The organism is Desulfoluna spongiiphila (genome assembly GCF_900101345.1).
In the GTDB taxonomy this organism is placed as follows: domain Bacteria; phylum Desulfobacterota; class Desulfobacteria; order Desulfobacterales; family Desulfolunaceae; genus Desulfoluna; species Desulfoluna spongiiphila.
The window spans coordinates 31,584-47,228 of the sequence record NZ_FMUX01000004.1 but is presented as its reverse complement, the minus strand read 5'-3'; the positions used below and the strand labels follow the sequence as shown (position 1 = coordinate 47,228).

8 protein-coding genes are annotated in these 15,645 nt (G+C 55.8%); all 8 read right to left on the bottom strand.

The annotated features are described in order from the left end of the window. Nucleotides 1-6,667, bottom strand: a 6,667-nt coding sequence (locus BLQ12_RS28480; protein WP_437438240.1) for an RCC1 domain-containing protein, incomplete at its 3' end; no start/stop codon positions are given. 911 nt (nt 6,668-7,578) lie between these two features. Continuing rightward, nucleotides 7,579-8,244 (bottom strand): cupin domain-containing protein, encoded by a 666-nt coding sequence (locus BLQ12_RS07070; RefSeq protein ID WP_217640253.1) that lies wholly within the window; start codon nt 8,242-8,244, stop codon nt 7,579-7,581. Between the two features lie 57 nt (nt 8,245-8,301). Beyond that, nucleotides 8,302-9,747, bottom strand: coding sequence for an acetaldehyde dehydrogenase (acetylating) (locus tag BLQ12_RS07065; protein ID WP_092209705.1), 1,446 nt, complete (start codon nt 9,745-9,747; stop codon nt 8,302-8,304). A 15-nt stretch (nt 9,748-9,762) separates the two neighbouring features. Next, complete coding sequence (locus BLQ12_RS28160) at nt 9,763-10,338, bottom strand: BMC domain-containing protein (protein ID WP_092209703.1); 576 nt, start codon at nt 10,336-10,338, stop codon at nt 9,763-9,765. Nucleotides 10,339-10,354: 16 nt separating this feature from the next. Further along, nucleotides 10,355-11,008, bottom strand: a complete 654-nt coding sequence (gene eutL, locus BLQ12_RS07055) for an ethanolamine utilization microcompartment protein EutL (RefSeq protein WP_092209701.1) — start codon at nt 11,006-11,008, stop codon at nt 10,355-10,357. Nucleotides 11,009-11,487: 479 nt separating this feature from the next. Further along, nucleotides 11,488-13,005, bottom strand: a complete 1,518-nt coding sequence (locus tag BLQ12_RS07050) for an ethanolamine ammonia-lyase reactivating factor EutA (protein ID WP_092209699.1) — start codon at nt 13,003-13,005, stop codon at nt 11,488-11,490. Nucleotides 13,006-13,345: 340 nt separating this feature from the next. Continuing rightward, a complete protein-coding gene (eutC, locus tag BLQ12_RS07045) occupies nt 13,346-14,239 on the bottom strand; it encodes an ethanolamine ammonia-lyase subunit EutC (RefSeq protein ID WP_092209697.1) in 894 nt (297 codons plus the stop codon). Between the two features lie 18 nt (nt 14,240-14,257). After that, entirely contained in the window at nt 14,258-15,619 is a 1,362-nt protein-coding gene (locus tag BLQ12_RS07040) for an ethanolamine ammonia-lyase subunit EutB (protein ID WP_092209695.1), read from the bottom strand. Between the last annotated feature and the right edge of the window lie 26 nt (nt 15,620-15,645).

Here is a 15,645-nt window from a genome sequence, read left to right as displayed (position 1 = left end):
TCACGCCATCGCCATCCGAATCCTTTTGTGAATCAGAGCATCCATTGGCATCTACGGATTCACCTTCAGGCGTTTCACCACAAATATCAAGGTTGTCCGTTACCCCGTCTCCATCTGAATCTTTCTGAGAACCAGAACACCCACTGGCATCGACCGTTTCACCTTCAGGCGTCAAATCACAGATATCAAGATTATCCGTCACGCCATCGCCATCCGTATCCTTCTGGGAGTCAGAGCACCCATTGGAATCTACGGCTTCGCCTTCAGGCGTACCACCACAGGTATCAAGGTTGTCCGTTACCCCGTCTCCATCTGAATCTTTCTGAGAATCAGAACACCCACTGGCATCAACCGGTTCACCTTCAGGCGTCGCATCACAGATATCTAGATTATCAGTTACCCCGTCACCATCGGTGTCTTTCTGGGAGTCGGAACATCCGTTGGCATCTACAGATTCTCCTGACGGTGTGTTGTGGCAACTATCCCTGTCATCAGTTACCCCATCGTCGTCACTATCTCTGCAATGGCGATGATCATTAACGATTAAAGCACCAAAATAGGGCGGCACTTCATCTCCCTTGCCATACGTATTCACCCCATGGTGCCCCCATACCACCAACTTTTTATCATTTCTCAGGGCAGTGCTCTGTTCCCCGCCTGCGGACATCACCAGCCAACTGCTGTGGGGGTCCACAAGAATTGGTTCATCAATGACAGGATCATACCAGTTGCTAACCTGACCTGCTCGGTTATCCCCCCAGGCATAAAGTTCACCACCCTGTGTTACGGCAAGTGTATGGTCTTTGCCAGCATCAATGAGTTTTAACTGATTTCCATCCAAGACTTTCTCTGCTATGGGTCGTTTCTCAGGAGCTTCCTGCCCCAACCCCAACTGCCCTCTGTCGTTTTTTCCCCAGGTGTAAACAGATCCGTCCAATTTGACTGCAACAGAATGGCTCTCGCCAGCCGAAATAGAGACCCACGGATTCGGGGAGCCAGGATTATTCTGGCCAGGAAGCATCATGCCCGATGGGACAAGTATTGGATGACTGGTATAATCTCCACGGCCCAACTGACCATAGGTATTTTTTCCCCACGCAAACAGCTGTCCATCGTCCCTAAGGACAAGGGTATGGTCCCCCCCCACAGAGACATCAACCCAACCGTTGTGATCACCAACAACCTTAGGCTCATAATAAACCGCCGGGAAAAAATACCCTTGTCTGAGTCCCCAACGAAATAACCGCCCATTTATCTTGATCCCCGCGCTTGCACCCCTGCCTGCTGAGACTGTTTTCCACCGACCGTCAGAAGCAATCAATACCGGGACATGCCGATCAACTTTCGTTCCATCGCCAACTTGACCTTTATTGTTGTGACCCCACGCATAAAGCCGTCCATCTTCTTTCAACGCAAGGCTATGATCAAAGCCAGCCGAAACGAAGGCCCAATCGCTGTCGTTCCCGATCTGGACAGGTTCATCCCTGTCGATTTCTGAGCCATCACCCAACTGTCCACCCGAGTTATCACCCCATGCAAATAGTTTTCCATCCTCACGAACAGCAAGGGTATGGAGGTAGCCAGCAGAGATGGCTTTCCAATCCGTTTGTATTTGGGTGCAGGCACAACCATACTCATCAACAGGCTCACCGGGATCAGTACCGGGGCATCTGTCGGTAAAATAAGGGAGCCCATCGCCATCATCATCTTCCTGCCATTCGGAACAGCCAGAGTGATTGACTGTTGCTCCCGGCTGCGTTTCGGGGCAAAGGTCCCACGCATCGTTAACGCCATCTCCATCCCTGTCTCTTTGGGTAAAAGAACACCCGCCCCTGTCTACGGGCTCACCAAAGGGCGTATCCCCGCAATAATCATCTATATCTGGCACACCATCCATATCTGAATCCAGTGCGCCCTGCGGACAGCCATGATGACTGCCTTGTATCCCGGCACAAAGATCCATGTTATTGGCGACACCATCAGAGTCGTCATCATCACAGTTATCCGGGGCTTCTATGATAACACCATCTGTGAACCAGGCGTCTCCGTGCCCCAAACGACCATTCCCGTTTGAGCCCCAGGAATAAACCGCACCATCTGCTGTGATGGCAACAGAGTGCAAAGCTGCAGCAGCAAAGTCCGTAAATGTTTTCTCGGTGTCCAAAGCAACGGGTGTCTCTCGAGACTCAAAGGTCGAGTCCCCAAGCATCCCAGTGTGGTTATTGCCAAACGCATAGAGGCGACCATCATCGGCTTTCAAAATCACATGACTTCTGCCGATTGAAACCTCTCGCCAGAAATTATCATCCCCGATCCGGGTCGGAATGTTCAGCTTGGTGTAGGAGGGCACGTTGCGGCCCCATATGTAGCAGGTTCCATCGGCTTTTACGCCAGCCGAGGTATTTGTACCGGCAGCCAGCGCAACCCAGTCAGACTCTGAGCCGACTTGAACCGGTTCATTCCGGTCTTCATAGGTTCCGTCTCCCAATTGGCCGTCATAGTTATATCCCCAAGCATACAGGGTGCCATCACCCTTCAAAGCCAGGGTATGGTAACGTCCCAAGGCCACGTCCACCCAATCACCTTCGTTTCCAACCTGAGCGGGAGTCTGTCTATCTGTATTTGTGCCATCTCCCAGGCAACCGTAGTAATTATCTCCCCAGGTATATAACGTGCCGTCTCCCTTAAGCCCGGCTGAATGCACCCTTCCAGCAACGACTCGGACCCAGCCATTTTCCTCCCCAACCTTTGACGGTGTATCCTGGTCTGTCTTGGACCCATCCCCGAACCGTCCATAGGCGTTGCTGCCCCAAGCATAGAGAGATCCGTCCTTTTTAATCGCCAGGGAGTATCCCTCACCTGCAGAGACAGAGTCCCAGTTGGTATCATCACCGATCCTGACTGGACTCTGCTGATGTGACGACGTCCCATTTCCTATCTCACCAAACCCATCCCCCCCCCATGCATACATACTGCCATCGGCTTTCAACCCAACCGTATGCCAACCCAGGGATGAAATCTGGGCCCAATTCCTTGACTCGCCGATCCGCGTCGGTGAAGCCTTTTCTGCCGTGTTACCGACGCCAAGGGCCCCATCAACATTAGTCCCCCATGAATAAACATTACCCGAACTATCAATGGCAGTGGAGTGCAGAGAACCGCACGTAACATGAACCCAACTGCTATGGTCCGCAATTTGTACGGGGGCAGACTGTGTTTCAAAACTCCCGTCACCCAACTGGCCATATTCGTTAAGCCCCCAGGTATAGAGTTCACCGGTCTGCGTGACTCCTGTGGTGTGATGTTGCCCTGCGGATACCTGAACGAATCCCCCGACTTGGTCTACGAGCTGGGGCTCTGGGACTCCCCATGAGGAGTGGTCCGCCCCCAGGCCAAGCTCACCATGTTCGTTTTTGCCCCAGGCAAATGCTCTTCCATCTGCCTTTAAAGCAATACTATGACGATCACCGGCTTCGACGAAAACCCAGTCCCTTTCAAAACCGACTTGCGCGGGCTGAGTATAGTGTTCAGCGGTAACAATGCCCAGTTGACCGTAATCGTTGATGCCCCACGTATAGATATAACCGTTCTGCTTCAGGGCGATACAATGCTCACCGCCGGAAGAGACCTGATGCCAGTCATAATCATCCCCAAGCTGCCTGGGGACATATATTTTTGAGGGGCCAAAAGGGTCAATGTGGCCATGGTTCATCCCCCAGTAATAAAGGGCACCTTCCTGCGTGATCCCGGTCACGAAATTTGAACCGGCAGATACCGAGGCCCATCTCAAATTGGGTTCAACATATGGATCTCCAACTCGCCCTGGAACACTTCGATCATAGTCCGAGCCGTCTCCCAACTGACCGTCTTGATTCCCCCCCCAGGAATAGAGAATCCCATTTCGTTTCAGTGCCAAAGAAAAATTATGCCCCGCGTCGATAGAGAGCCAATCGCTATCAGAGCTGATCTGTTTCGGTTCATGACGGGTCGTATGTGTTCCATCGCCCACCTGCCCGCGATCATTTTTCCCCCAAGCGTAAAGGGTCCCATCGTGCTTGATGGCAAGGGTATGACCAGGTCCGGAAGAAATAGCCAGCCATCTGGTCCCGAGCTGTGAACAAGAACACCCGGTTTCATCGGCAAGTTCACCCTCTGGGGTATCTAAGCACGCATCATTAACATTGGGGACACCATCGTTGTCATCGTCGTGTTGCGAGTAAGAACACCCTTCAGCATTGGGTGTTTCCTCCGAGGGAGTCCCAGGGCATTGATCAAGATCGTCTGTTACACCATCATTATCGGTGTCTTTTTGGGAATCAGAACAACCGGAGGCATCGGCGCTCTCCCCGGCCGGGGTGTCAGTGCAGGTATCCAGGTTGTCGGTAACTCCATCACCGTCTGTGTCCTTCTGAGAGTCGGAGCAACCGTTGGCATCAACGGATTCACCCGCGGGGGTACCAACACAGGTATCCAGATTATCTGTCACACCATCACCATCGGTGTCTTTCTGGGAGTCGGAACAGCCATTCGCATCTACGGACTCACCCGCAGGAGTAGCTGCACAAGTGTCCAGATTATCAGTCACACCATCGCCATCCGTATCCTTCTGGGAGTCGGAGCAGCCGTTGGCATCAACGGTCTCTCCGGCAGGAGTACCAGCACAGGTATCAAGATTGTCGGTCACGCCATCACCGTCTGTGTCCTTCTGGGAGTCAGAGCAGCCAGTGGCATCAACGGTCTCTCCGGCAGGAGTACCAGCACAGGTATCAAGATTGTCGGTCACGCCATCACCGTCTGTGTCCTTCTGGGAGTCAGAGCAGCCAGTGGCATCAACGGTCTCTCCGGCAGGAGTACCAGCACAGGTATCAAGATTGTCGGTCACGCCATCACCGTCTGTGTCCTTCTGGGAGTCAGAGCAGCCAGTGGCATCAACGGATTCACCCGCTGGCGTATTCGTACACGTATCAAGATTGTCAGTTACGCCATCACCGTCTGTGTCCTTCTGAGAATCAGAACAACCGTTGGCATCAACGGACTCTCCGGCAGGGGTACCAGCACAGGTATCCAGATTATCCGTCACACCGTCGCCGTCCGTGTCCTTCTGAGAATCAGAACAACCGTTGCCATCAACGGCCTCTCCAGCAGGAGTACCAGCACAGGTATCCAGATTGTCCGTCACACCGTCGCCGTCCGTGTCCTTCTGAGAATCAGAACAACCGTTGCCATCAACGGCCTCTCCGGCAGGAGTATTCGCACAGGTATCCAAGTTATCGGTGACACCGTCGCCATCGGTGTCCTTCTGGGAATCGGAGCAACCATTGGCATCTACGGGTTCACCGGCAGGAGTAGCTGCACAGGTGTCCAGATTATCAGTGACACCGTCGCTGTCGGTGTCTTTCTGGGAGTCGGAACAGCCATTGGTGTCTACGGATTCACCCGCAGGGGTACCAGCACAGGTATCAAGGTTGTCCGTCACCCCATCGCCATCCGTATCCTTCTGGGGGTCGGAACAGCCATTCGCGTCTACGGCCTCACCCGCAGGAGTAGCTGCACAGGTGTCCAGATTATCAGTGACACCATCGCTGTCGGTGTCTTTCTGGGAGTCGGAACAGCCATTCGCATCTACGGCCTCACCCGCAGGGCTATCAGCACATATATCCAGGTTGTCGGTGACACCATCACCGTCTGTATCCTTCTGGGAATAAGAGCAGCCATTGGCATCTACCGGCTCACCGGCAGGAGTACTTGCACACATATCCAAATTGTCCGTCACACCGTCGCCATCCGTATCCTTCTGGGAGTCAGAGCAGCCGTTGGCATCAACAGACTCTCCGGCAGGGGTACCAGCACAGGTATCCAGATTGTCCATCACACCATCGCCATCTGTGTCCTTCTGTGAGTCGGTGCAACCTTTGGCATCGACTGACTCACCTGCAGGGGTACCAGCACACATATCCAAATTGTCGGTCACACCGTCGTCATCGGTGTCCTTCTGTGAATCAGAACAACCTTTGCCATCAACCGCCTCACCGGCAGGGGTCCCAGGACAGCTATCAACGTTATCTTTTACGCCGTCTTTGTCCGTATCTTTTTGAGAGGAAGAGCACCCCCGGGAATCCACGCTCACCCCAGGCGCAGTGCCCGGGCACATGTCAATGTTGTCAATTACACCATCGGTGTCAGAATCCCTTTGGGAAGAAGAGCAGCCATTTGCATCAACAGATTCACCGGATGGGGTGTCGGGGCAGGCATCGACGTTGTCATGAACGCCGTCATTATCGGAGTCTTTCTGGGAAGCGGAGCAGCCGTCTGCGTCAACAGATTCACCGGATGGCGTATCAGGGCAGGCATCGTCATCGTCTTTCACCCCGTCGTTGTCGGAGTCGACAGGGGCATTAACGGTGATTGTAAGAGTTTTAGAGGCATCGCCGTCATCGTTTGATGCGCTAAACACGTAGGTGGTTGTGTGGGAAGGCGAGACCGTTTCACTTCCTGAGCAGGCCGAGTTTTGCTTGATGTCCGGTTCAATGGTGCAGGACTCTGCGTAGGTCGACGACCAGGTAAGTCGCACCGATTCGCCTTGGGAAATCTCGGATTTGTCAGACGAAAATTCAAGGATAGGGGGTTGTTTCAAATTGCCCAGAGCAAATGTTTCTGCGACGCACATAACGTGTGAGATAACCACCAACATGCATATGGACACTACAGAGCGAAACCGTTTCATAAAATGGGCCCCCATGTACTCGTGCTTACAAAGTTAACTTCGTGCAGAAATATGCCTCGTCCAGCAAGACAAAACAATCTGAATCATGCTAATTTCTTAGGCCAACCACTCATACATTTCATTGTTGTCGGATGAAAAGCTACCTGCCGTACCTGCTCGTATAGATATCAGTGTGAGGCTGAAAGGCATCCATTTGAGCAAGTGAGCCAGCATTAAGGCACAACCGTAGTCCGAAAAAAACAGTACTTTTGATCACGGAACACAAAATCATAGGGCATAGTCTTCAGCCCTGTTATCTACAGCACACCGCAAGAAAGGACATCAGGAGAATAAATCTATCTATCATATCACCCGGAAAGTAATCCACAGAAAAACAGACACGCCTCAAACTAAATTTAAATAATAAAATTAGGACAATACACAAACATAGAAATTACCAAGAAGAGAAAAACACCATAAAAAAAGGCCACAGAAGAACCAGTAGGAAACACACATATTGCGGGGGAAGGATTACTGAACGATAAGTTGCAAAACGATCGAATTAAACAATAGTCGTAGGGCTAAGAACAAAGCGAAAAAATAAACTGAAGAGACATAATCAAAACAAATTCCATGAACATCGTCCCCCACCCTTCCTTCCAACGCACACATCCCCGCGCACGAAAACCATTTTTTCAAAGTTCCGTGGCGGGGATGCAGATAATGCGGTAGCTATGGCTTCAGTACCGGGCCAATACACTATAGGCAGACATATCGAGCAGCATGGCGTATGGGATACTGACCATCCGAAGATAGGTCTGTGCGTACATAAGGCCAACGCTGCTCACAGGATCCGGTTAAGAATAACCGGCCCCTTATTGATTCGACCAATCAGCAGGATACGTCACATACATAAACCGGGCCGAGTCCGGGGTGCTGAAGGTGATGGTGGAGTGCTGGGGAATAAAGAGAATATCCCCTTTATGGGCAATGACTTTGCGGTCATCCAGAAGAATCTCAAGGGTGCCGTCGATGATGTAGTCCACCTCATCGTAGCGCAGAGTCCAGTCAAAGGCGGAGCCTTCCTGCATCTCCATGATGCCGAAGCCGAGGCGGGGGCTCTCTTCCAGGGTCACCACGTCGGTGATAAACACCTTGTCGCCCTTTTTGCCGGTGTCAAAGGGCTCGGGGGTTACCGTTGCGGCTTTGACGCAGAACACCCCGCTCTCTTTATCGACGATTTTTTCAAACTCGCCGGCCTTGCCGCTGAGCTGCTCGGCGACGATCTTGCGAATCAGGGCTTCGATATTGACCTCTTGTTTATCCATGACACACTCGCTGCAATTCATGCACACCGGGGCACCGCAAGGGGCCAGGGGCGCGTTTTGGTTGTGGGCACTTGTCCCTGCCATGAGCAACACCCGGTTGTCCCGCAACAGGTCGCGGGCAGCCGGGGTCAGAATGATATCCTCGTCCAAATGGAAGACGCCGTCCGTCACGTGTTTCATAACGGTTTCGGCGCCGATCAGTTTCTTCTTCATTTTTTATCCCTTTCATGAAGCCTTGTGCAGCGCCATAAAGCGAGCCACCTAAGGCTGTCATCCACCGGACACCGTGCTCATCTTTTTGAGCTGATCCATGATCATGTGAGTCACCGCCTGGGCGTCGACGGTATCGGCAGACCGTGCCGGAACGGCCGCCGCATCATCGAGGCCGTAGGCCATGCGCCGGATATTGAACAGGTGCTGGGGCCCCACGTTTTCCGAGGTGGCGCTGCCTCCCACCGTGCCGCACCCCAGGGTAAAGGAGGGGGAGAGATTGGTGGTGATGCCCACGGCGCCCTGGGTGGTGGGGGTGTTCACCAGAAAACGAGAGACGGGCTTTTTCAAGGCAAACTCACGGATTACGGTCTCGTTGTTGGAGTGGATGCCCATGGAGTGGCCCATGCCGCCGTTTTCCAAGAGCTTGTAGCAAAGCTCGCAGGCCTCCTGCCAGTCATTGACCGTGTAGAAGCCGAGGAGCGCGGTGAGCTTCTCCTTGGAAAAGGGGAACTTCGGCCCCACGCCCTCCTCCTCGCACAGGAGCATGGTGGTGCCCGCGGGGACTTCAATGCCTGCGATCTTTGCGATATCTGCGGCAGAGCGCCCCACGATGGCAGGGTTCATGGCGCCATTGGGTCGCTCCATGACACGTTTCACCCGGTCCAGTTTGTCCCCTTCGAGAAAATACCCGCCTTGGGCAACAAGACTGGCCTTGACCCTGTCGGCGATGCACGCCTCGGTGACGATGGCCTGCTCGGATGCGCAGATGGTGCCGTTGTCAAAGGTTTTCGAGGCCAGAACCTTTTGAACCGCCACATCCACATCGGCGCTGCGCTCAATGAAGACAGGCACGTTGCCCGGCCCCACGCCCAGGGCCGGGGTGCCCGAGCTGTAAGCGGCCTTCACCATGGCCGCCCCGCCTGTGGCCAGAATCATGTCGCTGATCTTCATGAGTTCGTCCGTGCCCTCCATGGTGGGCACGCTGATAACGCCCACCAGGTCTTCGGGCAAACCCATGGCCTTGAGCACGCGTTTGATCATGTCCACGGTGGCGGTGATGCACGCAACGGCCCCCGGATGGGGACTGAAGACAATGGCGTTGGCACTCTTCAGGGCAATGATGGCCTTGTAAAGCGTAGTGCTCGTGGGGTTGGTGGATGGAATGAGCCCTGCGATAACCCCCATGGGCATGGCGATTTCAACGATCCGTTTCTCAACGTCCTCGCTGACGATCCCCACCGTCTTCATCTCTTTGAAATAGGCCGCCAGTTTTTCAGTGGCGAGGATGTTCTTCTGGGTTTTGTCTTTCCACTTGCCGAAACCGGTCTCTTCGGCTGCCATTTTGCCCAGCTCTTCGGCCATTTCAGCGCCTACCCCGGCGATGGCGTCCACCAGAGCGTCCACACGCTCCTGACCGGCCTGTTCAAGGGAAGGCTGCGCTGCCCGTGCCGCTCGAACCAGTGCCCGTGTTTCCTGAATGGAGAGTAAATCCTTGTCTACCATAGTGTGTCTCCTTGCTTACGACTCCGATGTCGTCATGTACTGAACAAATGCGTCGAGAAGGTCCTTTTTCCTGGCATATTTGATCTCACCCCGTGCCAGGGGAAACCCGGGGATCCCCCGGGCAAGTCGCCTCAGTGCGGTGACCTTCTTTTTCTTGAGATCGGCCATGTTGTGGGCAACGGGTTCACCTGCATCGGTTCTCCCGTCTCCCGAATCCGAAAGTGGCCCCTGCGAGGAGGCATGGGCGTTGTCTCGTTCCGCGCCACCCTTGGAGCCCGCGCCCGGGTTTCCGGCAGGCACGCTTTTAGGCCGTGCTCCCTCCCGGACCAACACCTCCTCCAATCCTTCTGCGGTGCGAGCGATGACGGTCACGGAGTGCACCTCGCCGATGCGAGCCGCCGCCGTGCTCCCCGCATCCACCGAGGCCTTCACCGCGGCCACGTCCCCTGTCATCAAGACGGACACAAGGCCACCTCCCACCGCCTGGGAGCCAAGGATGGAAATGTCGGCGGTCTTCACCGCCACATCCCCTGCCTCCACTGCCGGAACAAGCCCCACGGTTTCAATCATGCCCAAGGCCTTACCCTTCATGGCATCCTCCCGTCCTCTAGTATTTCAAAGGGTTGTCCGCCACGTGCTGAACGGCATCGGCAAAGGCATCGCAGGCCGCTTTGCAGGCGGACTGGCTCCCTGTAAGAAGCGCCCCGCCGAAGTTGGTCTCCGAGGGAGGGCCGTAGAAGACCGCCATCTTCACGTCGGCCGCTTTCAGGGCAGCATCCACGGCGTACACCGCCTCGATGGGAGGGGCGATAAGATAGGCCAGGGCTTCCCCTTCCTGAATGCCCCCTTCGGCGGAAAGAAACGAGCCGGTACGGGAGATGCAGTGGGCGTAGTAACAGATGGAGTCGTCGTCGTTGCAGCTGTAAAAACAGGCGTCATTCTCCAGAAAATCCACGGCCGCGTTGATGCCGCTTTTCACCTCCGCCGGGTTGGGGCCCGAGAGGATGGCAATGAACTCACCGGCCAGCTTGGTGTTGGCGTTGACGGCCCCGCCATAGAAACTTTTTGCATAGGCCACCTTCACGTCGGCCTTCTTGGTGGCCTCGTCAATGGCGGTGTACCCCACGTCATCGATATCGCAGGTGAGCATTCCCACGCTGCGATGGCCCTCGGGGAGCGAAAGCTCCCGAACCATGTCCCGGTCCACGTTGGGTATCATTTTCACGCTCAGCACCTTGGACTTCAGGGCATCCCCTTTCATATCTCTCCTCCTTGCCGGCCTGTGCCGACATCATTCATGCGTCGATGCGTCGCAGCATCTGAAGTGACATCTCACGTCCGTGCGCCATTGCACGGAAACGGAGGGGTCGTCATATAAACGTCGCAGTAACTATTCAGCTCACCTTTGCCTTTATGACCACAGTAGATTCAAAAAGCATGCCTTCTATGGTTAAAGTCGGATGAATCACAGGGTCAAAAGGGCTCAGGAAAAAATAAAAGCAATGCCTCCGGCGGCGAGGGTGGCGAAGCCACTTAGGCAAAACACCTCGAAAGCTGGTTGCGAATGCGCTTTCCCCTTCGTTCCTCAGGGAAAATCACATTCGCTATTAATTCAGATTAAACCGAATCTATTTTTGAAACCTGTTTATTAAACCCGTCGTTATAAGATCAGGCAAAAGTTTAGCCCCCGGCAGGGCCGCCGGAGGCAGCTAAACAGAAACACGCTGCCTTCGTACCCTTTCACGACTGCCGGGTTTCAAAAACAAGTGTCTTGATCACCACAGGCACCACCGTCCCCCCGGCAATGGAGCGGCCGATGTCGATGTAGTCCCCTTCGCCGACCTCGATCTGGTCCACGCAGATGACCTGTGCCCCCGGATTCAAGGCCCGGAGGCTCTGCCCCAGGACCTTGCCGCTGTCCTGTTCCATCACCACCACCACGGGGTGACCGGCCCGGATCAGGGGGGCCAGGCCGGAAAGGAGCCCCCGGGCGAGCAACTGCACCTTTTTATAAGAGAGGTACCCGTCCCCCTGAATGCCGATGGCCAGGGGCTCCAGGTCCATAGCCTCGTAGAGGCTGGAGACGCCCCGCCCCACGGCGTCAGCGATCTCCTCCGGGTTCTCGGGGATCCCCTCACCAAAGGGGATGACCACGGGGATGTTCTTCATGGGCAGACGTTCGTCACTCACCACAATGGTGCTCCCGCTCACATCCACGGTCTGGGCTCCGGCGCCGATCACCGTGGCACGGATGGTCTCGGTGGGCCGGATCATCTCCATTCCCTCGGCCTTGAACACCTGCCGGACCTGCCGCCCCAGCATGGGACCGATATCACCGTAACGGGCAATCTCTTTAAGCGTATCGCAGGGAGCTGTTGTGTAGGCATGGTCGGCCACGCCCCCTGAAATCATCACGCAATCCACCTCGTAATCGAGGCGCAGGGGCGCCGTCATCATCAGCGCATCCTCCAGGCCGGCCAGTTTTTTCGTCTTCAATGCGTTGGCGACAACCTCGGCCATGCGGCGGCAGATGATCTCCACAAGCTGGGGATCCACAAGCGCCCCCGGAGAGAGAGAGAGCCTCAAGTCATCCAGCACGCGGGCCATAGGCTCTGTCACCTGGACAACCTGTCCCCCTTCCGGGTCCACCCGGAGCAGGTGTCCCCCGACGTTGATGCAGCAGCTGTCGATGACTTTTCCGCACCTGTACACCCCGATGTTTGCCGTGCCGCCCCCGATGTCGATATTGGCCACGGTGAGAAAATGCCTGCGGGAGTAGTCCGAGGCCCCGGACCCGCGCCCGGCGATCACCGACTCCAGCTTGCCCCCAGCCGTGGCCACCACAAAATCCCCGGCATAGCCCGCCATCTCGCCGGAAATGCGGCGGGCGTTCTCTTTTTTGGCAGTTTCACCGGTGATGATCACCGCCCCGGTGTCGATGTCCGAGGGCGAGATCCCCGCCCTGGTAAACTCCGCGTTGATGAGGCGGAACACCGCATCCGTGTCCACGAGGTTGTCCCCGGTGATGGGGGTGAAATGGATGTCGCTTCGATAGATAACCTCCTTGTCGGTGATCTCCATACGCGGCACCAGGGTCCCCGGTGCGGTGTTCTTCACAGTCAGCCGACTGATGACACACTGGGTGGTGGTGGTGCCGATGTCGATGCCCACACTGGTCACCACCTCGGCGACGGATGAATCCACTGCCCCACTCAGGTGGGCCGAATAAAGGGACGATATGGTTGAACTCTCAGACATGGTTGGCCTTTCACTGGTTGGTGCTGCAGGGCTGAAGGATTCACGGAGGCAGACCCGTTTTTTCCGGTTCTCCGACGTTGTCTGTGCCTCGCTTTTCTTTCAACGCAACTATTCAGCTTGAAAAAACAGCCTCCGGCGGCAAGGTGTGCCACCTTGAAAGCAGGTTGCGGATGCGTTTTTCCCCTCGTTCCTCGGGGAAAATCACATCCGCCTTTGACCAAGGCTGTACCGAATCTGTTTTTTAAAAACCTACTTGTTAAACCCGTCGTTATAAAATCAGGCAAAAGTTTATCCCCCGGCAGAGCCGCCGGAGGCATACGCTGAATAGTTACCTTTCAACTTACCCTTTCATCGCCTCGGACAGAGCCACGCCACTGGCCTTGTGGGCGAGCATCTGCTTGACCACCGTCGCCATGTGAGCCCCGGCCTCAGCAGGGGGCGTTCCACCCCTGTGAATGTTGGAGATAATGGTGCGATCTGCCTCCACTGTTTTTTCACCGGCCTTATAGACCATGTAGGCACTCATGGACTCGGCGGTGATAAGGCCGGGCCGCTCGCCCACCAGTTCCACAACCACGTCGCAGCCGAGGAGGGCGCCCACCTCGTCCATGACGCCCACACGGCCGTACTTGATAAAAAAGGGCGTGCCCACGCTCAGCCCTTCGGCCTTGAGCCCCTGGACCAGGGCGGGGACGGTGTCGGCGATGTTGGCTTCAATGGCCGTGGAACTCAACCCGTCCACCACCACGATTTGAACCTGGACGCCCCTGTCGCATCGTTCGGAAAGGGTCTTTTTGGCCCCCTCACTGAGCCGTTTGCCAAGCTCGGGCTTCATGAGGTATTCGTCTTTGTCCTTCACCACGGTCTGGACACCGAACAACCCGTTCTCCGCCAGGCATTCATCGGAGACATCCAGAAAAACGGCGTCCACGGCCGCTGCGTGGTCGGCCTGGAAGTGAAGAAACGAATGGGTCTTCTGACGCGCACCGCACCGGCCCATGAGAATCCTGGCGGGGGTGGTCTTTCGCATGGCCTCAAGGGCCGCCATGTTTTTGGGGTTGTCCACCTTTACCTCGTCCAGGGGAGGCAGGGTAACGGGCTCACCGGCAGCAAGGCCGGAAGCCGTCGATGCAGCCGGGACCGGCCCACCCGTCTGCGCTGCAGGGGCCCCCTGGATCACGCCCTGCGCCACCAGCTTGCCGATGACGCTTTGAATCAATTCCTGTTCGTTCATTGCTTTAACGCTCCTTCGCTATTTATCAAAAATTGAGGCGTCGCCAGCAGCCTCTGTGAGGCAGCCCTCTTCCATGATGCCCATTTTCTCAAGCCAGGTTTCAAATTCAGGGGCCGGACGAAGGCCCAGAATTTCGCGGGCGGCGGCATCGTCGTGGAAGCTGGTGTCCTGGTAGTTGAGCATGCAGTCGTCCCCGCCGGAGACCCCCATGAAAAAATTGGACCCGGCCATGGCGCAGAGCATGGTGCCCAGCTCCTGATCGTCCTGGTCTGCTTTCATGTGGTTGGTGTAGCAGGGAGCAATCCCCATGGAGATGCCGTGCATCTTACCCATGAAAAGATCCTCCAGATCGGCCCGGATCACCTCTTTTCCGGTGTAGATGGTCTCAGGACCGATGAATCCGGAGACATTGTTGAGCATAAAGGGATCGTAGCGCCTGGCCAGGCCATAGGTACGGGCCTCAAGGGTCATCTCGTCCACACCGTGGTGGCAGTCCAGGGAGATCTCCGAGCCCTGGCCGGTTTCAAAATACATGACGTTGGGACCGGTGGAGGTGGCCCGGTGCAGGGCCAGCTCCCGCGCTTCCGCCAGCATGGCGGCGGAGATGCCGAAGGCGTCGTTGGCCGTCTGGGAGCCTGCGATGCTCTGGAACAAAAGATCCACGGGCACGCCCTTTTCCATGGCCTGCATCTGGGTGGTGATGTGGGCCAGCACAACACACTGGGTGGGGACCTCGTAAAGGTCCCTGAAATCCGTGATGGCCCGCATGACCCGCGTGTACCCTTCCACATTGTCTTCCACGGGGTTCACCCCGAAGCAGGCGTCCCCGGAACCGAAGGAGAGCCCCTCCTTCAGGGAGGCCAGGATCCCTTCGATGGAGTCCGTGGGGTGGTTGGGCTGACACCGGAACGAAAGGGTGCCGGGCAGGCCGATGGTGGTGTTGCAGTGGGCGGACACCTTGATCTTCTTGCTGGCGTAGACCAGGTCCATGGTGGACATGAGCTTGGCAGCGGCTGCAATCATCTCGCTGGTAAGGCCCCGGCTGATGTTGAGCAGGTCTCCCTGGCGACGGGTCTTGAGGATGTACTCCCTCAGCTCGGCCACGCTCCAGTTCTTCACCGAGTCATAAATCGTGGTATTCAGGTCGTCGTAGATGACCCGGGTCACTTCGTCGTCATCGTAGGCGATGACCGGGTTCTCATAGATGTCCTTGAGCTGCAGGTTGGCCAGGCAGAGCTTGGCCGCAACGCGCTCTGTGGCGGATTCCGCGGCGATACCGGCCAGGGCGTCGCCGGATTTTTCGTTGTTGGCCTTGGCCAGGACATCTCGGACCGATTGAAAGGCAAACACCTTATCGCCGATCTTGCTTCTCAGATTCACGTGTGTATCTCCTTACTTGGTTATGT

Excerpts from the sequence above, each read along its gene's own strand:
- BLQ12_RS07070 (WP_217640253.1), bottom strand. The coding sequence starts at position 8,244 with ATGAAGAAGAAACTGATCGGCGCCGAAACCGTTATGAAACACGTGACG.
- BLQ12_RS07065 (WP_092209705.1), bottom strand. The coding sequence starts at position 9,747 with ATGGTAGACAAGGATTTACTCTCCATTCAGGAAACACGGGCACTGGTT.
- BLQ12_RS28160 (WP_092209703.1), bottom strand. The coding sequence starts at position 10,338 with ATGAAGGGTAAGGCCTTGGGCATGATTGAAACCGTGGGGCTTGTTCCG.
- eutL (WP_092209701.1), bottom strand. The coding sequence starts at position 11,008 with ATGAAAGGGGATGCCCTGAAGTCCAAGGTGCTGAGCGTGAAAATGATA.
- BLQ12_RS07050 (WP_092209699.1), bottom strand. The coding sequence starts at position 13,005 with ATGTCTGAGAGTTCAACCATATCGTCCCTTTATTCGGCCCACCTGAGT.
- eutC (WP_092209697.1), bottom strand. The coding sequence starts at position 14,239 with ATGAACGAACAGGAATTGATTCAAAGCGTCATCGGCAAGCTGGTGGCG.